The following is a 22178-nucleotide window of genomic DNA, read 5'->3' on the forward strand; positions in this document are numbered from 1 at the left end:
CTTTCCAAACCGGCAGGATCGATCCTGCCATTCATACGTTATGGGCTAAGTGTAGCCTTTATTCTGAAGTCATTTCCATGGACTCCGATACCAGAGCATGGAGAACTTTAGAATGCTGAAAATTATAATCCTTTCATGGTTAATGGGTGTATTTATCAGCGCAGCCGAGTCCTCGGTGCGGACGCAGGAACCTATCGAGGTGAACGAGACGCTGCGTTCCATCGACCTTAGCCCTGCGCTCTGGTTCTTTGAAGATGTGGCGCTGACCCAAACCCCGGATGATCTGATCTCACCGACATTCCAGACTCAGTTCGCGCCAACCGATAAAAGGACGCCCAATTTCGGCTTTTCCAATGCGCAGTGGTGGGCCCGCATCCTGCTCCGCAATACAAGCACTCAACCCGTGACAATCTATCTGACCCAGGATTATGCTCTGGTCGATCAGATCGATTTCTGGCGGGTGGATCCGACTCAAGGCGTGGTGGAACATAGGCAGGCGGGTGATCGCGTGCCTCAACGTTTGCAGCAGATCGTTTCCCGTGTACCGAGTTTCAAAACACAATTGCCTCCTGGCGATTCTGCGATCTTTTTCAGAATCAAAACCCAAGGCAGCTTGATTTTTGACATCACCGCCCAATCGGAAGATGATTTTCGTACAACCCAAGTCAGGGAATACGCATTTTTCTCGGCAATGTTCGGCATTCTGATCGTTATGGCCCTTTATAACTTGCTGATGTGGATTCAGCTCCGACGCCTCACTTACCTTGTGTACGTTGGCTTCATCATTACAACCAGCAGTCAGTACTCGATCACTGCGGGTCTTGGCGTTCATTTGCTGCAAGATGCCATTTGGATAATGAATGACGGCTACCTTTTGATTGCTAACGTCAACCTCGTCATGGCCGGCCTGTTTGTGATTTTCTTCCTTTCGTTGCCGAAGCGTCATCCCTGGCTGATGCGGTTGGCTGTCCTGCAAATTATCCTGGCCCTGACCGGTGTCATGGCAACTTTTGCCTCATATAACATGGCAGCCAAGCTTTCGGTTCTTGCCGCCTTACTCTCATCGGTGATCACTCTGGCCATTGGCATTGCGTGTTGCATCAATCGATTCCGACCAGCCTATTTCTTTACTCTAGCCTGGGCGGTCATGCTTATTGCTAACGTTATGCGCATGGGCATGCTTGCCGGCAGCATTCCAGCCACCTTCCTTATTGATTGGGGTGTTCTCATCGGTTCCGTCTTCGAGGTCGTTCTTCTGTCCCTGGCTATGGCTGATAAAATGCGCGTGACGGAACAAGCAGCCTTTGATCGCATTGAGATTCTCAATCAGAATCTTCAGAAAGAGCATTCCAAAGTCGTGGCTTTGAATAACAACCTGGAGCGAATGGTCGACGAGCAAACCCGTGAAATCAAGTCCATTCTCAAGCATATCCAGCTTGGAATCATGGTTGTTAAAAAACCCGACCTGCAAATCACGGCAACCCATTCCGATTCAGTCAGAACACTTTTCGAAACCAAAGAAGTCACCAACCGGCCGATCATCGAACTCCTCTTCAGCCACACGACCGTGTCCCAGGAACAAAGAAGCCAGGCGCAGAACGCCTTGGAAAATTGCCTGGATGAGGACAGCATCAACTTTGAGATGAACAGTCATCTGTTGCCTGCCGAATTGGTGTGCCGATTCAGTCAGGACGAACGTATTATGCAGCTGGACTGGAATCCCGTGATCAACCAATCCGGTAAGATCGAAAAGATGCTGGTTTCCATCCGGGACATCTCCTTTTTGAAAAAACTCGAGATCGAGACGGCGGAAAAATCCAGGGAGTTGGAGCTGATCGGTGAAATCCTCGATGTTCCGGCTCGGCAATTCGGGATTTTTATCAGCACCGCCCAATCGCTCTTGGCCGAGAGTATTCGATTGCTCAAGGCCAATAGGAACGCCGACAGAGAACTTCTGAAGATCCTCCTGATCAACATGCATACGATCAAAGGGTCGGCGCGGGCCCTTCAGCTCCGCCACCTCACGCCTTTGATTCATGACGTCGAGCAGGGTATGGCGTCGGTCCTCCAGCAGGAAAAGCCGTGGGACCGCAATGAGCTGCTGCAAGGGACACAAAAAGTCCAGGATCTCATTGACCACTATCTCGACCTCAATCAGACAAAATTGGGTCGTAACTCAGCCGATGCCATCATGCTGACTTCGGACTTCGTGGGACGTCTGCACCATGCGCTGTGCCTTGTGGAAAAAGACGCCGCAGCCAGCCTACGGGCCAACGTCAAGCCATTCCGGGAAAATCTTGAAGATAAGACCTTTGTCCGCGCCGAATCCACCTTTCGCGAAGTTCTTTCCAATGCTGAAATGCTGGCTCGCGATCTGCGCAAGGAAAGCCCGGATATCGTCATCCAGGATAGCGGCATCCGGCTGTCCATCGAGGGCCAGGATTTTGTTCGCAAAGCCTTTCTTCACATCATTCGCAACAGCATGGATCATGGCATTGAGCCCGCTGATGAACGCCAGCGCAGCGGCAAAGCAGCCAAAGGGCGAATCGACGTCCTCGTCGAGATGAGGGACGATCTTATCCAGATCCGCTATAAAGACGACGGCCGCGGTCTCAATATTCGAGCCATACGCAGCATGGCGCAAAAGAAAGGGCTTATCAAGGAGGCCGACCGTCTGAATCTTGAGGATTTTGCCTATCTGATTTTTGAGCCGGGTTTCAGTACCAGCGAAAACGTGAGTGATATTTCCGGCCGTGGCGTAGGCATGAATGCGGTCAAAGAATATGTTGAGCAGAGCAACGGGACGGTCTCCATCAATCTTTGCACATCGGATCAGGTCATCGATCCTGAGTTCGTGCCGTTTGAGCTGTTTTTTACGGTCGGGAATCGGTTTTTCATGACCAAGGCCGCCTGACATGAAAAACCTTGGATTTCCAAGTTTGGGGTCAATACATGCTGAATAAACTCATGATTCTGCTTTTGGTAGGATGGATCGGCACAGGACTGGCCTCAATCGGCTGGAGTGCTGACAAAGGGAGCGCTCCTGTTTGCGATTCCTGCTCCATTCAGGTCAACAGTTTGGATGAACCGCTGCGTTTATCCGGCTACTGGCAATTTACCAGGGATGATCAGCTCTCCAACAAGGACCCCGGGATTGATACCAGCAGCTGGACCCTGGTCAAGGCCCCCGGAGCCTGGAACAAAGCTTACGCCGATGGCAAAAACTTTCAGGTCGGCTGGTACCGCGGCGTTTTCCATTTCGCTCCGGAGTTGGTGGGAAAGAAAGTTGTGCTCCTGGTGGACAGCTTTCTGGCCAGCATGCAGGTCTATGTCGATGGTTCACTCGTGTATGAGCGGGCTGGTCTGCAAACGGGACAAAAATATTACGGTGTCCAGGCGGTTCCCATCATCTTCACGGTGACGCAGACTCAGCACACCTTCGCTATGCGCGTGGATACCTTGAACATGGTGGGTGTCTATCAGCTCCCATTTGAACTCAGGTCCTACGAGCGCGTCGACCGGGCTTTGGGGCTCTGGCATTTCTTTTCCAGTGATATGCGCGCATTCTCGGCTTTCTTTGCTTTGTTTGCGGGTGCCATCTTCCTGCTCTATTTCGTCAAAACTCAATATACGCTTTATCTTTTGACGACCCTGGCCTGTCTGGGCTTTTTTCCTTTCTTCCTGCATACCTCTGACTTCATGCAGAACCTGGTGGAACCGCAACGTAACTTTTGCCTGCACTTCATCGGGATCGTGCTGGGACCTTTTTCGCTGAATCTCCTCGCACAGCATCAGTTTCGCGCCAGCCACAAGTGGAACATTTTCATGGCCTGCTTGGGTCTTGGGCTGAGCCTGTGGTTCGTGATCCTCAGCGTTCGATTCAATCTCGATCAGATGATGGTGGCACGCAAGATCGCCATTTTCAGTGCACTGCTGGCCGTGATTCATGCCAAGGTTAATTACATTCGCTGCTTTTTGCGCCCGGGACCCCGGACGTCCAGCCTCTATCTTCCCTGGGCTGCCGCCACATTCTTTTTAACGGTGGGAATTCACGATGTCCTCATCGCTCTGGGCAAAATCAATTCGGTGCAGCTGATCTTCTCAGGCTGTCTCGTTTCCATCATTGCCCAGGTGCTGGTTTCATCCAACGCCCTGGCGGATACGCTGGTGCAAAACCGACGCTTAGTGGCCAGGCTTAAAGTGGTGAATGAGGAACTTGAACTCAAGGTTCAGGACCGTACCCGCGACATTCGGGAAATCCTCGATCACGTCCGACATGGGTTTTTGGTGGTGAGCGAAGACCGCCGCGTCGGTGGCAGCTTCAGCGCCTCGTGTGTTGGAATTTTCCGGACCGCTGAACTCGCGGGCCGTGATGTGGCCGAACTTTTTCGCTTTGATCAGGAGAAGCGGGCCATGTTTATCCTGGCCTGCGAGCAGATCTTTGAGAATATCATGCCGCTTGAAGTCACAACCTCTCTGATCCCCCAGCGCTTTACGATTGAAGATCGTATCTATGACATCAGCGTCAAGGCCATTGAAAACGACAAGAAGGAAATCAAACGACTGCTCTTTTCAATCAGTGACATCACGGAGCTGGAGCATCTGCTCAAAGAAAACAAAAGGCACCGCAGCCTGCTCAAGATCATTGCTCACTGCGAAGCTTTTGAGCGCTTTATGGAGGAAACCTCGCAGTGTCTGGAACGTGCGCGTAAGGCTGTGGCTCAGTCTGATTTGCACCAAACCCGCATGCAGCTGCATACGATCAAAGGCAATGCTCTGATGTTCGGCCTGGATGAGTTTGCCCATGTTATCCATGAATTGGAAACGCAAAATCGGGTGCAGATTCAGGAACTCAATCAGCTGACCACCATGCTACAGGAATTTGTCGATAAAAATGATGATGTCTTGAATCTGAAGAACCTGGATCACAAGCGTGTGACGGTGACTCAGGACGCTATCGATCGGCATTGGAAAGACCTGCAAGCCGCACGCGATCTCGGGACAGCACGGGATATTTTCCGACGCTTGATGCAGGAATCGAAACAACGCAGCGCCCAGGAACTTTTGGGAATCGTTCCCGAACAAATTCAAGCCCTGGCTCACAAAATGGGTAAAAATGTCAGCGTATCTGTCGTCGGCGGGAATGTGATGCTGGATCCCGATCGGGTCAGTCCTCTGATAGCCCAGCTGACTCACGCCCTGCGCAACTCGGTCGATCATGGGATTGAAGCCCCAGAGGATCGGGAGGACAAACCCTCTCAGGCCAGGATCGAGATCGGCTTTTATGAAACCAGCGCAAGTTTGTCGATTCGTATTGCGGATGACGGTCGTGGCCTCGATCCCGACATCATCAGTCGCCGCGCTGTGGAAAAGGGTCTGGTGACCGCCGAGGCCTGTCAAAATCTTAGTAAGGAAGAAATTTACGAATTCATCTTTGCCAGTGGCTTTTCCACCAAAGATCAGGCGACGGAAATTTCCGGACGCGGTCTGGGTATGGAAGCTTTACGCCAGGCGGTGCGTGCGTTAGGTGGCGACCTTAAGCTTGAAAGTGAAGTTGGTCGTGGGACCACACTGATCCTTCATTGGCCACGTTCAGGTTACCAGCAGGTGGCGTAGGCAGAAAATTCCCGTTCCGATTTTTCAAATCCGGTCGATAACACAAAGGTATCCGTGTAAGAGGTGCCTTTGTTAAGCTTCTGGCTCATACTCATCATGATCTGCGGCTCCAGCCTTCTGGAAGCCGCCGTGCAACCGCTTGATTTAGCGGCCTATCGTGATGGGATGTATCTGGGTCCGCATCTGACCATCTGCCCGGAGTCATCCGTACCCGGATCCATTGAGGAAATCCATCAAAAGTGGGACAGCCTGGGCTGCTCCGACCAGGGCACGGAAATTCCATTTCTCACCCTGGGTGAAGGCTCCTACTGGTTCCGCCTGCAGATTCATCATGCGGGAACTGAACCGGTCGCCATGGTGCTTGAAAACAACTGGCCCAGTGATTTTGTTCGTATGGTTCAGATTCTCCCCAGCAGCGATCAAAGTTTCGGTAATGATGTTGATCGAACGCCTTTTATTCTCCACCGTTATGCGGCCCATCGACTGCTGTTTTATCCCGGTACCCAGTCCATTTATATTCATATGAAACATGTCGGATCTGTGCGCCTTCCCCTGCGCCTTTGGTCTGAGCAATCTTTTCAGCATAACAAATACAAGGAGGATGTCGCAGCGTCCATTCTGGTGGGCGTGACCCTTGCCATGATGCTCTACAATATTTTCCTCCTTGTCACCTTTCGCTTCAAACAGCAGATTTATTATGCAGGCTTCCTCATAGCCACACTTTGGTATTTGATTTTCTGGTCTGGATTTTCGCAAAGTATTCCGACACCATGGCGGCTGCTCTTTACCAAAACCTGGATGGCTTCGGCCTGTTTCATGTGTGTTTTCCTTTGCCACTTCACGATCCAATTTCTGCATCTGCATGCGAACTCACCGCGTCTCACGAGGACTTTTCGGATTTTCTACTGGGCTTTCATCGCTACGGCCTTGGTGGGATTTGCGTCGCGGGCCGCCAGCTTTCAAATTTTTAGTCTGCTGCTGACGCCTTTTACACTCCTTTGTATGGGTGCCGGTTTCCGGGGCGTCTGGCAACGCGGTCGTCCGGCCATCTTTTATCTGGTCAGCTTCCTCCTGATTATTTTGGGTGGGACGCTGGAAAACTCGATTGCCATGGGTCTGGTGGATCCCAAATGGTCGTTCTGGCCATTTTTTGCGGCCTCCAATCTGCAATCCATTCTGCTGTCTCTGGGCATAGGCGATAAATTGCATCTGGATCAAAAAAGCGCCCATAACAAAATTGTCACGCTCAATGACGATTTGCAGCAGCACGTGCATCATGTGAACGAGCTGGTGGATAGAAAAACCCGTGAAATACACTCGATCATGACCAATCTTCCGCAGGGCCTGCTCATGATCCAAAAGGATCTGACCATCCACCGCGATTTCTCATCCTTCTGCACCCAACTCTTTGAGCAGAATGATCTGCACGGACGCGAGGCTCTTGCCACTGTTTTCCATGGCACGCAATGGGGCGCGGATCGCATGGCCCAGCTGCATTCCGCCCTGCAGGCCTGCCTGGGCGAACCGGAGCTGGCCTTTCAGCTGAATGAAGACTGCTTTCCTTTGGAAGTTCGGCGTCAATCCCGTCGAGGCGAGCAGCAGACCTTGGAGATGGGCTGGTATCCGATTCTGGATACGGAAGGTCATATTGAATACATTCTGCTCAGTGTGCGGGACGTCACCTCATTGCGAACGCTGCAGGTTCAATCGGACAAGCAGATGCAGCGCCTTGAGCTGATCAGCGAAATCATCAATATCGACCCTACCGCCTTTCTGCGGTTCATGAAATCCTGCCGAGCCTTTCAAGCGGAAAACCAGCGGCTGATTCAGAACCTCAAAGAGTACGATCCGGAAATCAACAAGATCCTCTTCATCAATCTGCATACGATGAAAGGTCTGGCCCGGAGCCTCCACCTGAACAAGATAGCCGATATTTACCATAATATTGAGCATCATCTCGCCGACCTGCGGATGGGTCAGGTCGGATTTTCGCGTGATCGCCTGCTGCAATCGATCCAGGATATCGACAATCAGCTGGATACCTACGAAATTGTCTGCAGCAAGGATCTGGGGCGATCGATGCAGATCAATGAGCACGCGCTGCTCCCCATGAAAGACCTGGAACCTTTGGTGCAAAGAATTGATCGCCTGGATATCAATAATTCCCATGAAACAAAAAACTTTGTTGCTGATATCAGACAGCTCTTCACGCAGCTGTATTACCAGGCGCCGGATCGGGTTTTCACGGATATTTTTGCCAGTCTGCCTCGCCTGGCCAAGGATCTGGCCAAGGAAGTGCCGTACGTTCAGATGGACTTGGACGAAGTGCTTATCACCCATGAAGCGGAAGACCTCTTCCGGAATATTTTTGTCCATCTTCTGCGTAACAGTATGGATCATGGGATTGAAGGTTCAGCCGAGAGGTTTAAAAAAGGCAAGTCGACCAAGGGTGCAATCCGGGTCCACTTGCGCGCCGACCGCACGTCCATGACCGTTGACTATTCTGACGATGGCCGCGGGCTGGATTTGAAGGCCATTCGTAATGCGGCCCTGCGTCGCGGACTGCTGGGCGCGGACGCCAATCCCAGCGTCGAGACAATGGTCGCGTTCATCTTTACCAGTGGCTTTACCACATCCCATACCGTGTCGGATATTTCCGGTCGAGGTGTGGGTATGGATGCTGTGTCCCGTTATATCCGTGAACACGGAGGAACGATTCAGGTTAAATTTCCTGACAACGTGGATGCGCAAGCCACCTACATCCCGTTCTCGTTTCATATCACTCTGCCGTCACACTTTTATTATCTTATGGCATCCGTGGCCGCCTAAGGGCGCGCCCCCTGGCCCATTAGCATCTGCCGCTCATTCGCTTCTGTCACTTTCCAAAATGTCCTGTTCAACAATTTGCAAGGCTCTGGAAGCCCTGTCTCTCCTGGCCTCCCCAGGCTGTACTGAAACGGCCCACCAGCTCACCATGGCTTGACAAGCGGCCCTGCCTGAATTAGCGTCGGTCACAGAACATCGCGCATCATAGCCAGGCCACGCGGGGGGACGACACGGTGGATCTTAGGTCATTTTTGCGGGAAAAAATCACCGCATGGACAGAGGCGAGCCGACGCCATACGCTGCTCCATTTGGCGGAAAGAAGCCGACTGGGTTACAGTACGGTACGCCGACTTGCGTCGGGTGACGGTGAAGCCAATCTACAAAGTCTTTTGCAACTCGCATCGGTGATCATGAGTCCCGAAGAGACAAGGCAAGCCGTTCAGGATTTTTTTCCCGAAGCACGCCTGGGTTTGGAACGACCCTTCCGCTTTTTCCCCAATGAAAAACATGATCCCATTTCCAGTAAAGAAGCCATGCTCGCTGTGGCTTTGAGCTGTCCAGACGGAGGCATCGACGCCAAGGAATTGGACACCATCATGGGCACGCGTGCCGCGCGCTGCATTCAGTCGCTCATCGATGCGGAAATTCTGTGCCGCAAAGAAGAGCGCATGAAGCTCACCGCTGATTATTTCTTTGATCCCAACCCCGAACGTGTTTTACGGTGGATGGGTTATGTCCTGGACCTTTTTGATCGGGAACGTTCCGATCAGATGGGCAGTTTCACATCCCTGCGCATTGAAGGACTCAATGATAAGGGAATCGAAAAACTTCAAGAAGTGATGACCTTGGCTGAAAAATCCATCCAATCGATCATGGATGACAAAAACTGCCGAGGTTCGCAAAGTGTCGCAACCGTTGTCGTCAGTACAGTTTTGAATCCCAAGGGCCCATCTGCTTAAAGTGAGTGACTCATGCAAAGACTTCTCTTCAAATTCCTGGCTCCAGCCATCCTGTTTGCGACCCCTTTGGTCAGCGAACTCCCGGCCTCAACGTTTGGGGGCAGCACCGGTCCTCGACAATCCGCTGATGAAAATCTGCCGCGTATTGAAGTCGATGGGAATACCTACCGTCGAACCAAAGCGCGCCTGTCGGTGGAAGACGTCGCGCCGTTGACGCTGCCGACCGGATCCTACACCGTTAAAAAATCGGAAGAAGCGATTGTGGAATACAACAAGACATTCCTGGTTGTACCCCGCGACTGATTTTTATGAGATGAAGCTCCTCAGTCCGAAAGGGGGAGCTTCACCTGCTTTCGACGGTGACCTGATCACCTAACTGAATCATGGACCCGGCTCCTGACAGGACCCAGGCATTCATGCCAAAGTAAATCTTGCTCGTCCCCAGCTTGCGATAGCGGGCCAGGGTCCGCAGGGGTTCCGACCCGGATTCCGCGGTCGTTTGATCAATGGTCGTCACGTTGCAGCGACTGCAAAGTTTCGTCAGGCGCAGCTCCACACGTCCACCGATGGATAGTGTCTGCACCTCATCCTCAGCATGCGGCTCCCAACCCTTGATGACAATATTCGGCCGAAAGCGATCCATGGTCACCGGCGTTTCACCCGATGCTTGCAGCTTTTCATTCAGAAGATCGAGCGATTCCTGACTGATGACCAGATAAGGAAAGGCATCAGCAAAAAAGTAATCCACCGCACGCGTTTCGGTGTACTTGGTATCCACGTGCCGGGCATGCTCGGGCATCGCTTCGCACAGTCGGACTTCCTGCTGCATGATGCTTGAAAAAAAAGCGGCCGCTTCATCACCCAAATCCCAGGCCGGAACCGTATCGGCCCAGACTGTGGCGGTCAGCGTCGGGTGACCGGGTTGGGCACGATCGACCGCCAGCGTTTGATCCTGATAGTGAAAGTGCAGCCGATCATCCACGCGGGTTTGAATAAAAGCCATCTTTGCGTATTCACGTTGGCTGATAAAACGCCCCAGGGCATCCACCAAGAGCCATCGCCGATCGTCGGGAAAACCGGTGGCGAGCAAGGGGGCTTCGGGTAGCGCTTCGCCTTTGCCGCTTTTCAGGGGGTAACGATAGAGTTCCGAGATGATCATGGCCGCTCCTCTCTAAAAGCAACATTTGCCCATATCACGGATGTTAAGATCGAGCCAGCAGGCTTTATATTCCCGTGTCAGGGGACCCACAGTTGAAATTCCTTTTTATCATTTTAAATGTGCTCGTGCTGACTCTGTCGGCACAGCGTGGGCACGCGGAAGATCTCTATACCGCATTGGAAGCCTGGGGCGGCGAGCTTCTGCCCAAGGATTATGGCGGTTTTTATGTGAAAATGCGGCTGCAGGGTTTTAAAAAGAATTCCCGTGGCCTTTTTATCACCAGCAATGTCTTTATCCACCTGCACGAGGTCACGCAGGGAAAAAAATACCTGGTCAGCCAGGCCTTGGGGACAGACACCACCGGCCAGCAGAAGGTCTGGAAAATTCCGGCCGGCAATTATGTGATCCACAAACTCAGTTTAAACGATAACTCGGGTCTGACCCGCACCTGGATCAGCAAGGGCAAGCCGCAGATTTTCATCAAGCATCTCTTTCTGTCGAACCTGGGCAACCTCGTCCTGGCTCCCGGTCAGGGCAAGTCCCTCATGGTGCTTTTTCAACCTGCGGCCAACCAGTTCGTCAATGCCTTTCAGCATGACGCGTTTGCAGCAGTCATGGACGGATATACGCAAAAGGTACAGAAAAAGTTAGGCGGAGCCGATCTCTTTGCCAAATCCGAAGACGATTTCAGTTCCGGCGATGAGGCACGCGCCGCGTTCTCCATGCAACGCCAGATTTCCATGCATTACAAGGTCGATCTGGGAGCCGAGCAGCGTTATTCGAAGAGCATTGTGAATACTCTGGCCTCGCAGGATCTGGATCTCAGAACGTGTTACATGGATCAGCTGGATCGCGATGGATCGCTGCAGGGTCAGCTCAGCTTTCGTTTTCGGGTGAATAGCGCGGACGGTGCCATGCAGAACATCAAATTCAGCGGGGGATCTTTGAACAGCAAGAAGGTGGTGGAGTGCCTGTACTTTGCACTCGGCAAAATGCAATTTCCGATCGCGAAAAACCTCGACGGTCGCGTGACATTTTATTTCAACTTTAAAGACGACATGGGGAGGGCGAGTCCATGAATCCCGAAGCTATCGTGGACAACATTAAGAATGTGGAGACCTGGAGGCGAGCGGTGCCCATGCTGGTGCTATTTATCGCCTTTTATTCGCTGGTCCAGCCGATCCTGATCGCCATCATGCTGGTGCAGTTCTTCGCCCAGCTCCTCTTCCAGAAGCGGCTGGAAAACCTGTACGCGTTCAGTGTTGATCTCGCCAACTACTCGCGGAATCTTTGGCTCTTCCTGACTTATAATAGCGATCAAAAGATTTTTCCCTTCGCCGACTGGTCAAGCAGCTGCCACATCGGGCAGGAATGCCAGGAAATTTAAATGGAAAAGCCCTTGCCCGTGAAGGCAAGGGCGGCAGTGAGTGACTCTCTTCAGTCTTGCCTCACACTTCAACCATTACGGGCAGCGTCTCCAGGTCAGACCAAAGACTTGCTTAATTTCGCCATCGATCGAGTCGTTGGTGATCAAGCCTTGAGCATTGGGATATGAGTTCGCGTTGACGTTGGAAACGCGAATCGAAGTGTTGATGTTCAAAGCGCGTTCTTTCGTACACTCAGACCATGTGTCAGGCATGATAGCCGACGACAGACCGATCTTGTCTGTAAAGACAAAGTCTTGAGCCAAAGGACCTTCTTTAACCGATGCGAAAGTACCGGTCTTGCCTTGGCCTTCGAAGAAGTACGAGGTCGAGTGGGTGGCGCGGATGCCTTCATCCAGACCCATATAACCGCGGTAGAAGAAGCTACCGATCGAATACTGCCAGCCCACTGGAACTTTCAGTGTGGCGGTGACAACGCAGTTTTTGCGCGAAGAGGTAGGGGAAAGGCCTGGGCCTGTTTCAGCAACGAATTCAGAGAAGGTCAGCGTGAAAGCTTGATTGTCTTCCGAGATATTCTGAGCCACGGTTCCCAGCGGGCAGCCAGTTCCGTTTACTTGGATGCTTTTTATGGTGACAGGTTCTGCTGGAACCAGGCCGTCAGCGAAAGAAACAGAAGAAACCAACAACGCAGCGGGGGCGAGTACCTTAGCAAGATTTCCTACCATGCTCATACGAATTACCTTTCCTAGAGATTATTGAGTCGAGGAGCAATTTCCAACACGAGCGATATATTGCAGAGCTCGTGCCAGGCATGAGCGCGGATCACCGTGGTCGCTATATTTTCTTAATCTGTTTTAAATCTTAAAATTCAATGAGTTATGCATGCATCTCAATGGCATACACACGTTTATTCAGACCACTTTGTGAGTTTCGCCAACTGAGATTCACGAAGATCACTAAGATCAAAAAAGATCTCTGCGATGATCTCAGACGCTGAGATGCACAAAGACAAAAATGGTTCATAGGAATTGAAAAGAGTCGGTATTAGGAGACCTGTCGGGGTTTCATAAAACGCAGGAAGGCAAAATAGATATCAGGATTATGATCCAGTTCAATCGCATCACCGCACTTCGGACACGCTTCGTTCAAGCGTGGGGCCGCGTGAGGGGCTTCACATATCTGGATATCGCGACCGGGTATAAATAATTTCTTGGTTTCATACTCGCAGGACACACAATGGTAATGGACATAAAAGGATTCCACATAACCATTCTTGCCAACGAACTCCGGGATCATGGAAAACTGTTCCACCACGACCGACGAGCAGTTGCGCAGGACGAGTTTGATCTTGTGTTTCATGATCGCCTGGATCCAGCTGCGAATGCCTGAGCTGTTCATCCGCGTGACATCCGCGAAATCGACGATTAACGTACTCTGGGCGCAGCGGGCGAATTCGGAAAAATCCGCATACTCGTCAACGATGCCGGCTATTGCGACTTCGTTCTGGGCCAACCACTTGATCGTACAGTGTTTCATGCTCCATCCTCTGATGAAACATCGGCGTGTGGTCAGGAGACTTGAGTCCGAGGCGTCATCTCCTGTCCTTTTGCCAAAAGCACCAAAAACCAAGTCCCTATTCTTTCAGGAACAAGAGCAAAGTTTCGGCATCATCTTGAAGTGAGAGACTGGACCCGCATCGCTCGCAGATCTGTCGCCCTAACTCTTCCAGCAGCGCTTCCTTGGAGACCCGGCAGGTGAAGCCCATGGTTTTCTCAAGCCCACAGCTTTTGCAGGCGAAATCCGCTTGAAAGGACTGAATTTCCACACCCTGGGACAGCGCCGGCATCATATTGATCTGCTGCAGAAAATCCATGGGGCAGTGCTCGTACGCCACCTCGCGCCCATCCCGCAGCACCCGCAGAAAGTTAACCCAGGTCCGGATTCCCAGAGAATTGAAGTATTCCACGGCAGAAAAATTGATCAGGACCTGTTTTTTAATCTGCGGCAACGTCGCGCGCAGAACCGGTCCAGCCAGATCATCGATGGGGCCAGCCAGGATGAGTCTCGTTTGTTGATCCTGCTGCTCCACAGTCACTTGCAGCACAGCGCCCCCCCTCGGCAAAAGGTTCCCTCTTTTCCCATGCCTCAGTATGCAAAAATATATAAGAGATCACCAGATCAAAAAGGCAGCAACCGTCAGGGGACGCATGCATTCCTGGAAACTTGAAGATATACTCTTGCGCACACCTATCCTCTGCTTCGTCATCGACAAGGACGAACGCCTGGTTCTTCTCAACGGAGGACTCGGTACCCAATTGGGTTTGAAGGCAGATGAGGTCATAGGCACGCCCGCCTTCAAGATCGCGGCTCTCCCTATCAAGCGAAGTCACTTCCGCAAGGCGTTTGGCGGCCACAGCTTCAGCATAACCCTGTCGGTGCAAGGTTCCAGCTACGAAACAACTCTGCAGCCTATGCAACAGAATGGCGAAATCCAGGCCGTGCTGGGCATGACCCAGGACATGACCAAGCATCTTCAAATGGAGCAGTTCCTGGATGACGAGCGGCATCGGCTGCTGGCGTCGCAGCGGCTGAATTCATTGGCAGGGATTGCCAGCGGTCTGGCCCATGAAATCAATAATCCGCTGGCTATCATTAGCGGCTACGCCGAACAACTCCATAATCAGGCGCAAAAGGGTCAATTGTCTGACGATCGACTGCTGTTTTCCACCAGCAAGATTGTGGAGGCCTGCCGACGCTGTCATGCCATTATTGAAAGTTTGAAACATTTTGCCCGTGATGGGTCCCATGATGCCTTTGAGACCTGTTCGGTCAACGATATCGTGTCGGTCGCCCTGCAGCTCAGCGAGCAAACTTTCCATGCGATGGGCGTAAAACTTTACTGGCAGCCTCTCCTGAATGATGTGAATCTGCAGGGCCGACGCCTGCAATTGATCCAGGCGCTGTTCAACGTGCTCGCCAATGCCTGTGAAGCGTCTTTGCAGGTGAAAGAACCCAAGGTGAGTATTCAGGCTTTGGATCATGGGGATCGGGCGAGTATTGAGGTGATGGATAACGGACCCGGAATTCCCGAGTCTCTGCGGGTCAAAATCTTTGAGCCTTTCTTTACCACCAAGGACCAGATGCGAAGCGTTGGGGTGGGTCTCAGCACAGCCAAAGGCATGATCGAGGAGCACGAGGGCCGCATCAGTTTCATCAGCAGCCCTGGCGCGACCTGTTTCTCGATTTCGCTGCCTAAGGTTCCGACCAGGACCGAGCGTAGCGCGTCCTGATCATGCATGATCAATAACCCTTGTTGGGCTGCAGCCAGCGTTCCGCTGTGGCCAGGTCCATGCCCTTGCGTCGCGCGTAATCTTCCATCTGATCCCGATCAATCGAGCCCACTCGGAAATACTCCGCTTCCGGATGCGCGAAGTAATAACCCGACACCGATGATCCAGGATACATGGCGTAACTTTCCGTCAGCTTGATGCCGGCATGCCTTTCCACATCCAACAGCTGCCAGAGCGCGCCTTTTTCCGTGTGATCGGGACAGGCCGGATAACCGGGAGCCGGACGAATGCCGCGATACTGCTCCTTGATCAGATCCTCGATGCCGGTGTTTTCATTCACACCAAAGCCCCAGACCTTACGCATCTTTTTATGGATCATCTCGGCCATCGCTTCGGCCATACGATCGCCGAGCGCTTTGATCATGATCGCTGTATAGTCATCATGCTTCTTTTCAAAGGAATGCGCCCACTGGTCCACTTCCGAGCCGGAGGTGACCGCAAAACCACCGATGTAGTCGAGGCGCCCGGACTCCCGCGGCGCGATGAAGTCAGCGAGACAGAAGGCTGGTTTGCCCTCGCTCCGCTCCTTCTGCTGGCGCAGGAAATAAAGGGTTTTCAAAACCGAACTGCGCTGCTCGTCGGCATAGACCTCGACGTCATCCCCCACCCGGTTGGCCGCCCACAGGCCGGTGACGGCGCGGGCATTGAATCTTTGGTTCTTGATGATATCTTCCAGCAGGGTCTGGGCGTCCTTGAAGAGTTCCTGAGCCTGAGGTCCCCAGGTCCTATGAGTCAAAACTTTGGGATAAAGCGCCTTGATATCCCAGGTCCAGAAGAAGGGTGACCAGTCGATATAAGCGGCGATTTCATCCAGCTTGAGATCCTCGTGTTCCCAGACACCGAGGCGCGTGGGTCGATCGATCGGCTGCGTTTCCCAATTACTCTGGAACGCCTGCTTCCGCGCATTTTCGATCGAGAGGAAGACGCTGTCGCGGATGGACGCGGCGTGACGTTCCCGCAGGACCTGCTGATCGACTTTATTTTTCTCGATATACTTCGACCGGCGCTCGTCGCTCATCAGATCATTGCAGACTTCGACGACCAGCGATGCATCCGCCACATGGCACACGGCGCCCTGATACGAAGGCGCGATTTTGATGGCCGTATGAGCGCGACTGGTCGTGGCGCCGCCGATCAAAAGCGGAACGTTGAAGCCCTGCCTTTGCATTTCACCAGCGTTATAAATCATTTCGTCGAGTGAAGGCGTAATCAAACCCGAGAGGCCGATGATGTCGGCATTCCATTCCTTGGCCTTGCGCAGAATGTCCTCGCACGACACCATCACACCCATATCCACAACTTCATAGTTGTTACAGGCCAGCACCACACCGACAATGTTCTTGCCAATATCGTGGACATCACCCCTGACCGTGGCAATCAAAAAGCGGCCCTGACTTTTGCGGGCTGAGGCATTCTGGGCCTTGGCTTTTTCCGCTTCCATAAAGGGCTGCAGGTAAGCCACGGCCTTTTTCATCACGCGGGCGCTTTTCACCACCTGGGGCAAAAACATTTTGCCTTCACCAAACAGACCACCGACGATTTTCATACCGTCCATCAGCGGCCCTTCAATCACATCCAGCGGTCGTGGCAGGAGCTGACGCGCTTCCTCGGTATCGACATCGATATGTTCATCAATGCCTTTCACCAGGGCATGGGCCAGGCGTTCCTTGACCGGCAGCTGACGCCAGGCATTCTTGTCTGATTCCTTGATGGTGCGTGCCTGATCCTTGAATTTTTCCGCATAATCAATGAGGCGCTCGGTGGAATCCGAACGGCGATTGAGCAGCACATCCTCGACCATTTCACGCAGGGTGGGCTCGATCTCTTCATAGACCTCGAGCATGCCGGCGTTCACTATCCCCATATCCAGACCCGCGCGGATCGCGTGATAAAGGAAGCAGGAGTGAATCGCTTCACGAACCGGGTTATTGCCGCGGAAGCTGAAGGAGACATTGGAAATGCCGCCGCTGGTCAGCGCACCGGGACAATTTTTCTTGATCGCCTGCACCGCCTCGATGAAGTTGACCGCATAATCATTGTGCTCATCCATGCCTGTGGCCACGGTGAGGACGTTGGGGTCGAAGATAATATCGTGCGGATCGAAGCCGACTTCTTCGGTCAGAATATTATAGGCGCGCTGGCAGATACGAATTTTTTCATCCCGCGTGGCGGCCTGGCCCTGTTCATCAAAGGCCATAACCACGACGGCAGCACCATAACGTTGAATCAGGCGCGCCTGTTCAACGAATTTGGCTTCGCCTTCCTTCAGACTGATCGAGTTCACAATGCACTTGCCCTGCACGCAGCGCAAACCACGTTCCAGGACGGACCACTTGGAACTATCGAGCATGACCGGCACACGGGAAATATCCGGTTCGGCCGCGATCAGGTTCAGAAAGCGTTCCATGCAGGCTTCGGAATCCAGGAGGCCTTCATCAAAGTTAATATCGATGATGTTGGCGCCGCTTTCCACCTGCTGGCGCGCGACCGCCAGAGCCGCATCGAAGTTGCCTTCCTTGATCAGCTTGGCAAAGCGTGGGGAACCCGTAACGTTGGTTCGCTCGCCCACCATATAAAAGAGGCCGCCCTGGGGCTTGATAATCAGGGGTTCGAGACCGCTGAGGCGGGTCGCACCTTCGATTTTGGGTTTCATGCGCGGCTGATGCTGCCGCATTTTGTGAGCAATGGCTCCGATATGCTCAGGCGTGGTGCCGCAGCAGCCGCCGACGATATTGATAAAACCGCTGCTGGCGAATTCATCCAGGAGCGCTGAGGTCATATCCGGTGTTTCATCATAACCGGTATCGCTCAATGGGTTGGGCAGACCGGCATTCGGATAGCAGCTGATATAGCAATCGGCAATCCGCGACAGCGTTTCGATATAAGGCCGCATTTCGCTGGCGCCAAGGGCGCAGTTGATCCCCACGCTGAGCGGACGCGCGTGACGCACGGAATACCAAAAGGCTTCGACCGTTTGTCCGGACAGAGTTCGGCCCGAGGCATCCGTGATCGTGACCGAAAGCATGACGGGCAAACGATAAGGATGTTCATCAAAGAATTTTTCGATCGCGAAAATCGCGGCTTTCAAATTCAACGTATCAAAGGTCGTCTCCGGCAGGAGGATATCCACGCCGCCGTCCACCAGGCCCCGAATCTGTTCGTAGTACGCATCCACCAGCTGCTGGTAGGTCACCGCACGATAGGCAGGGTTATTGACGTCCGGTGACAGGGAGGCTGTCCGGTTCGTCGGCCCCAGAGCGCCCGCGACGTAACAATCGCGATCCGGGTTCTTCTGTTTGAACTCTTCAACCGCTTCCTTGGCCAGCTCGGCAGCTTTTTTATTCAGCTCGTACACGATGTGTTCGAGATGATAATCAGCCTGCGCAATGCTGGTGGAACTGAAGGTGTTGGTTTCAATGATATCGGCGCCACCTTCGAGGTAGTCGAGATGAATTTCCTTGATGACATCAGGACGGGTCAGACAGAGCAGGTCGTTATTACCCTTAAGATCCACCTTGGGATTGGGAAAACGATCGCCACGAAAAGCGGACTCATCCAACTTGTAGCGCTGAATCATGGTACCCATGGCACCATCGAGTATGAGAATGCGTTCGCGAAGAGCTGCTTCCAGCTCCTGACCCCGAATGGATAAGGGTTTCATGGCTTTTCCTTATATCTGTCCGAAAGCACATTATCTTAACAGCTTCCGTAAAAATTACCAAAGATTCCCGTCCAGCACACGGAGTTTATTACACCCCGGTTGGGCTAGCACGGCTGGATGGCATTTTTGAAGGTTAGCCCTTGTCTCCTTCCGGGTAATTTTTGACGCAAACCCCTGTAAGGAGCCAGGGAAACTCCATCGCTCAGCGTCAGATTAGTACAACCGATGGGGCTTTATAAGTTTTGGCGAGACGCTGCTCACTCATCCAGGAGACGGTATGTACAAAGAAGGCCCAGGCGATCCCAGTCGCATTGAAGACGAGTATTTCTATAAGAAAGACCGTGAACTCATCGAGAAGATGAAGGCGGCTGAGAAGCAGAAAAAGGATATTCTGGAGCGCACCCAGCACTATCATAAATGCAGCAAATGCGGTCATGGAATGGAAGAGCGTGTGCGTGAGGAGATCAGCCTTCTGTGCTGCCAGCATTGCGAGTCCGTGCATATCTCGCTGAAGACACTGGAAGATCTGACCCATCATAATAGGCTCAAGCTCATCGTCAATGAGCTGCGTGATCATTTGGGCAATCTCAAGGAATCGGCCTAAACCGAGGCATGAGGTCCCTGCAGCCGCAGGGACTTGGGGACAGGAATCGCTCAGGGTTTGCGCTGCAGACGGGCCTGATCCAGGCGATCCACCAAAGGTTGAAGCGGTTTGTTATTACCGACCGTAATCAAACCCACTCGAAAGCTCGGCTCCTGAAAATCGTAATCCGCTTCCTGCAATTCACACCAAACCACACTGCACACCACAGTAAGAGCAATCGGCGTACTGAACGTAAGGCGCATAATATCGCCCGCTTTGAGTCGATCTGACAGAAGGATACCCAGGCCGCTGGGCGAAATGTCCCAGACCAAAAAGGGTGTTATGGGCTCTTCAGTCAGCTTATCGCTCACCAAAAGGCCTTTAATTTCAATGGGTAACACATGTACCCTAGGTTCCCTTTGTTTCTTAAAGGGTTTCTTGGCTAACAGCATGGTTCCTCCGCTGCGACTCTACGTCTTCTGTATCGTCCCTCCGGAAAAATACTTTAAAAAAGCGCAGACTATGCTGAAAACGAAACAATCAGACAGGTTTGCAGGGGGGCCCTTGTGTAACGAAAAAGCCGACTTATCTTATAAAATGGAGCTGAATCGGTGTGGAGATGACGTTTAATGCAGGAGAATCGGTGATGGATAAAACCTATGTAGCTTGTCTGCAATGTCATGCTGTGAACCGCGTTCCAATCGCACGAACCAACCACCATCCCAACTGCGGCCAGTGCAAAAGCCCCCTGCCGATCCATGGCGGCCTTGTCGAACAGGATCCCGCGGGTCTTCAGGCCTTGATTCAAGCCGCCGACCGTCCCGTGGTCGTCGACTTCTGGGCTCCATGGTGTGGTCCCTGTTTATCCTTTGCACCAACCTATGAACGCGTGGCGGATCAACAGAAGCAGCATTTTATCTTTGCCAAAGTGGATACAGAAAAATTTCCACAGGCTTCGCAAACCTATCAGGTGCGTGGCGTTCCCACGCTTGTGCTGTTTGATAAGGGTCAGGAGAAACAAAGAATATCGGGCGCATTGCCCATGCCACACTTCATTCAATGGCTTGGTCGGGCTTAGGTCAAAACCAGCTGCAGGCGGATTTCCTGTCAGGTTGCCGCCCTCAGCATTTTTTTTATTTTTTTCTTTACAGCCGCAAGGCTTCTCCGCATAATCGGGTCCTCTCAGGGGTTGCCCTGCAGATCTTTTCCGATCGAGTGCCTCAGTGGTGGAATGGTAGACACGCTGGATTCAAAATCCTGTGTCCGCAAGGACGTGTCAGTTCGAGTCTGACCTGAGGTACCAATAAAAAAAGGGCGTGAAGCCCTTTTTTTGTTTCTGGAAAGTGTGAAATGGTATACGGAACTCGATCTGCGTTACCAATTCGCTTTTTTACCCGCGAGCCGTTGCTACTGAAGACTTTGGATTCATTTTGAGGCTCGAAATGGTAGACGGACAATCAACCCAAAATCTGCCCTCGCAACCGTCATCTCGGCACAAAATCGTATTCCAAGACGATGTGAGAAACGCGAATACAGACGCGACTATCATGATGGATCAGTCAGATTCTCGGGAGTTTACGCACTATTTTTTCTGGCTTAGACTGAGAACGGGAACATCATATTTCAGGAGGCGATTATTTTATTTTCGTCTTTTTTTGATTTAACCGTCTTCTAGCAAGTTTGATTTGATGTTGGTCGAACGCTTTCTTGGGTTTAGTGTGATTTTTCTTAAAGACTTCAATTGCAGTACCTTCCATCGCTTTTACCGCCGGCAGGGGTGAATACAAGCGCATGTTTGCTATTTCGGGTTTAAAGTTTTTTTTCTTACCATCGGGATCTTTCCTTTCGAGTTCATTGCCAGTGCTCATATGAAGAGAAAATAAGTCCCAAAACCGTCGTGGACCTACTCCAAAAAACGGTTGGAAACAAACGCGGTCTTTTACAACGCTATCAAACTGTAGTGAAATGGAATCTGCATGAAGAGAAGCGGCCTTGCTTTTTCCGTATGGCTCGATATAAACAACTCTTTCAATTCCTGCTCCAACTATGTGTTTTGCGCAATTGTGACAAGGAAATGTCGTTGTATATATGGTTCCACCCAAAGGAGAACGCCCTGTTCTTGTAGCCGCTAGAATAGCTTCCATTTCGGCATGAACCGATCTGAAATACTCCGTTATGTTTGAAATAGGCTTCAGAGAAGAAGTAAAATTCCTGGTAATCATATGGGTTATATCTGTTTTGATTGAATCATCAACCTCAAAAGTTTCAAGAAAATTCTCTATAAACTTCGAGCTAACGTCTTTTTTTATTTTCTCAACTTCAATGGTGTTTGTGTCAAATCCGCGAGCATGATCTCGTTCATCAAGATGAAGTTTTGGATACTGACCTCCTCCAAAAGCTGGAACATCATTACTTCCCACAGAAATAAGCGTACCTTCTTTATCCACCAGGGCTGATCCGATCTGTCTGGCCATGTCAGCCGTCCTCAGAGAAGCTGAGAAAGCTAGGTACCTAAGCAAAAGTCTTTGATCACTTTGCAACTTGATAGTAGGGTCAACGGCGATCGGAGGGATTGCCAGTGGCCACAATTGAATTATCGCCGTATGAGCGCCGTAAACTCCGCGAGGTTTTGCGCAGAG

The 22178-nt window shown here is 51.9% G+C and carries 17 protein-coding genes and 1 tRNA gene; 11 read left to right on the top strand and 7 right to left on the bottom strand.

Annotation, left to right across the window (positions count from 1 at the left end):
• Positions 1-112: 112 nt before the first annotated feature.
• From VE954_RS30675 to VE954_RS30695, 5 genes are all read left to right on the top strand, one after another.
• Positions 113-2914: a 7TM diverse intracellular signaling domain-containing protein gene (locus VE954_RS30675; RefSeq protein WP_324960167.1), complete on the top strand. Its 2802-nt coding sequence runs from the start codon at positions 113-115 to the stop codon at positions 2912-2914.
• 38 nt (positions 2915-2952) lie between these two features.
• Positions 2953-5616, top strand: coding sequence for an ATP-binding protein (locus VE954_RS30680; RefSeq protein ID WP_324960169.1), 2664 nt, complete (start codon positions 2953-2955; stop codon positions 5614-5616).
• Positions 5617-5685: 69 nt separating this feature from the next.
• Positions 5686-8445: a 7TM diverse intracellular signaling domain-containing protein gene (locus tag VE954_RS30685; protein ID WP_324960171.1), complete on the top strand. Its 2760-nt coding sequence runs from the start codon at positions 5686-5688 to the stop codon at positions 8443-8445.
• Positions 8446-8675: 230 nt separating this feature from the next.
• Positions 8676-9401: a hypothetical protein gene (locus VE954_RS30690; RefSeq protein WP_324960173.1), complete on the top strand. Its 726-nt coding sequence runs from the start codon at positions 8676-8678 to the stop codon at positions 9399-9401.
• Between the two features lie 12 nt (positions 9402-9413).
• The gene (locus VE954_RS30695; RefSeq protein ID WP_324960175.1) at positions 9414-9704 is read left to right on the top strand and encodes a hypothetical protein; all 291 of its coding nucleotides are present in this window, start codon (positions 9414-9416) and stop codon (positions 9702-9704) included.
• Positions 9705-9744: 40 nt separating this feature from the next.
• Here VE954_RS30695 and VE954_RS30700 read toward each other — a convergent pair whose 3' ends face one another.
• Positions 9745-10560, bottom strand: coding sequence for an MOSC domain-containing protein (locus VE954_RS30700; RefSeq protein WP_324960177.1), 816 nt, complete (start codon positions 10558-10560; stop codon positions 9745-9747).
• Between the two features lie 92 nt (positions 10561-10652).
• On the opposite strand from VE954_RS30700, the gene VE954_RS30705 reads away from it, so the two are divergent.
• Positions 10653-11639 (top strand): AgmX/PglI C-terminal domain-containing protein, encoded by a 987-nt coding sequence (locus VE954_RS30705; RefSeq protein ID WP_324960179.1) that lies wholly within the window; start codon positions 10653-10655, stop codon positions 11637-11639.
• Positions 11636-11947 (top strand): DUF4389 domain-containing protein, encoded by a 312-nt coding sequence (locus tag VE954_RS30710; protein WP_324960181.1) that lies wholly within the window; start codon positions 11636-11638, stop codon positions 11945-11947. The genes VE954_RS30705 and VE954_RS30710 overlap by 4 nt, the downstream gene beginning before the upstream one ends.
• Positions 11948-12022: 75 nt before the next feature.
• On the opposite strand, the gene VE954_RS30715 is transcribed toward VE954_RS30710, so the two are convergent.
• The 3 genes from VE954_RS30715 to VE954_RS30725 all read right to left on the bottom strand — a co-directional run bounded on the left by VE954_RS30715 (position 12023) and on the right by VE954_RS30725 (position 14049).
• Positions 12023-12676 (bottom strand): DUF4360 domain-containing protein, encoded by a 654-nt coding sequence (locus VE954_RS30715; RefSeq protein ID WP_324960183.1) that lies wholly within the window; start codon positions 12674-12676, stop codon positions 12023-12025.
• A gap of 313 nt (positions 12677-12989) precedes the next feature.
• Positions 12990-13481, bottom strand: a complete 492-nt coding sequence (locus tag VE954_RS30720; protein WP_324960185.1) for a hypothetical protein — start codon at positions 13479-13481, stop codon at positions 12990-12992.
• Between the two features lie 97 nt (positions 13482-13578).
• Positions 13579-14049 carry a hypothetical protein gene (locus VE954_RS30725; RefSeq protein ID WP_324960187.1) on the bottom strand — a complete coding sequence of 157 codons (471 nt, stop codon included), beginning with the start codon at positions 14047-14049 and terminating at the stop codon, positions 13579-13581.
• A gap of 103 nt (positions 14050-14152) precedes the next feature.
• On the opposite strand from VE954_RS30725, the gene VE954_RS30730 reads away from it, so the two are divergent.
• The gene (locus VE954_RS30730) at positions 14153-15235 is read left to right on the top strand and encodes a two-component system sensor histidine kinase NtrB (RefSeq protein ID WP_324960189.1); all 1083 of its coding nucleotides are present in this window, start codon (positions 14153-14155) and stop codon (positions 15233-15235) included.
• Positions 15236-15245: 10 nt separating this feature from the next.
• Here VE954_RS30730 and metH read toward each other — a convergent pair whose 3' ends face one another.
• Positions 15246-18956, bottom strand: coding sequence for a methionine synthase (gene metH / locus VE954_RS30735; protein WP_324960191.1), 3711 nt, complete (start codon positions 18954-18956; stop codon positions 15246-15248).
• Positions 18957-19233: 277 nt separating this feature from the next.
• On the opposite strand from metH, the gene VE954_RS30740 reads away from it, so the two are divergent.
• Positions 19234-19560, top strand: a complete 327-nt coding sequence (locus VE954_RS30740; RefSeq protein ID WP_324960193.1) for a hypothetical protein — start codon at positions 19234-19236, stop codon at positions 19558-19560.
• 50 nt (positions 19561-19610) lie between these two features.
• On the opposite strand, the gene VE954_RS30745 is transcribed toward VE954_RS30740, so the two are convergent.
• A complete protein-coding gene (locus VE954_RS30745; protein ID WP_324960195.1) occupies positions 19611-19991 on the bottom strand; it encodes a PilZ domain-containing protein in 381 nt (126 codons plus the stop codon).
• 194 nt (positions 19992-20185) lie between these two features.
• On the opposite strand from VE954_RS30745, the gene trxC reads away from it, so the two are divergent.
• On the top strand, positions 20186-20617 hold the full coding sequence (gene trxC, locus VE954_RS30750) for a thioredoxin TrxC (RefSeq protein ID WP_324960197.1): 432 nt from the start codon (positions 20186-20188) through the stop codon (positions 20615-20617).
• A gap of 139 nt (positions 20618-20756) precedes the next feature.
• Positions 20757-20842, top strand: a tRNA-Leu gene (locus VE954_RS30755).
• Between the two features lie 331 nt (positions 20843-21173).
• On the opposite strand, the gene VE954_RS30760 is transcribed toward VE954_RS30755, so the two are convergent.
• Positions 21174-22127 carry a deaminase gene (locus VE954_RS30760; protein WP_324960199.1) on the bottom strand — a complete coding sequence of 318 codons (954 nt, stop codon included), beginning with the start codon at positions 22125-22127 and terminating at the stop codon, positions 21174-21176.
• Positions 22128-22178 lie beyond the last annotated feature (51 nt).

Origin of the sequence: Oligoflexus sp., assembly GCF_035638955.1 — a bacterium.
Classification (GTDB): domain Bacteria; phylum Bdellovibrionota_B; class Oligoflexia; order Oligoflexales; family Oligoflexaceae; genus Oligoflexus.

What these genes read in the sequence shown, in the direction of transcription:
- VE954_RS30675 (WP_324960167.1), top strand. Translation starts at nt 113, where the DNA reads ATGCTGAAAATTATAATCCTTTCATGGTTAATGGGTGTATTTATCAGC.
- VE954_RS30680 (WP_324960169.1), top strand. Translation starts at nt 2,953, where the DNA reads ATGCTGAATAAACTCATGATTCTGCTTTTGGTAGGATGGATCGGCACA.
- VE954_RS30695 (WP_324960175.1), top strand. Translation starts at nt 9,414, where the DNA reads ATGCAAAGACTTCTCTTCAAATTCCTGGCTCCAGCCATCCTGTTTGCG.
- VE954_RS30700 (WP_324960177.1), bottom strand. Translation starts at nt 10,560, where the DNA reads ATGATCATCTCGGAACTCTATCGTTACCCCCTGAAAAGCGGCAAAGGC.
- VE954_RS30710 (WP_324960181.1), top strand. Translation starts at nt 11,636, where the DNA reads ATGAATCCCGAAGCTATCGTGGACAACATTAAGAATGTGGAGACCTGG.
- VE954_RS30715 (WP_324960183.1), bottom strand. Translation starts at nt 12,676, where the DNA reads ATGAGCATGGTAGGAAATCTTGCTAAGGTACTCGCCCCCGCTGCGTTG.
- VE954_RS30720 (WP_324960185.1), bottom strand. Translation starts at nt 13,481, where the DNA reads ATGAAACACTGTACGATCAAGTGGTTGGCCCAGAACGAAGTCGCAATA.
- VE954_RS30730 (WP_324960189.1), top strand. Translation starts at nt 14,153, where the DNA reads ATGCATTCCTGGAAACTTGAAGATATACTCTTGCGCACACCTATCCTC.
- metH (WP_324960191.1), bottom strand. Translation starts at nt 18,956, where the DNA reads ATGAAACCCTTATCCATTCGGGGTCAGGAGCTGGAAGCAGCTCTTCGC.
- VE954_RS30740 (WP_324960193.1), top strand. Translation starts at nt 19,234, where the DNA reads ATGTACAAAGAAGGCCCAGGCGATCCCAGTCGCATTGAAGACGAGTAT.
- VE954_RS30745 (WP_324960195.1), bottom strand. Translation starts at nt 19,991, where the DNA reads ATGCTGTTAGCCAAGAAACCCTTTAAGAAACAAAGGGAACCTAGGGTA.
- trxC (WP_324960197.1), top strand. Translation starts at nt 20,186, where the DNA reads ATGGATAAAACCTATGTAGCTTGTCTGCAATGTCATGCTGTGAACCGC.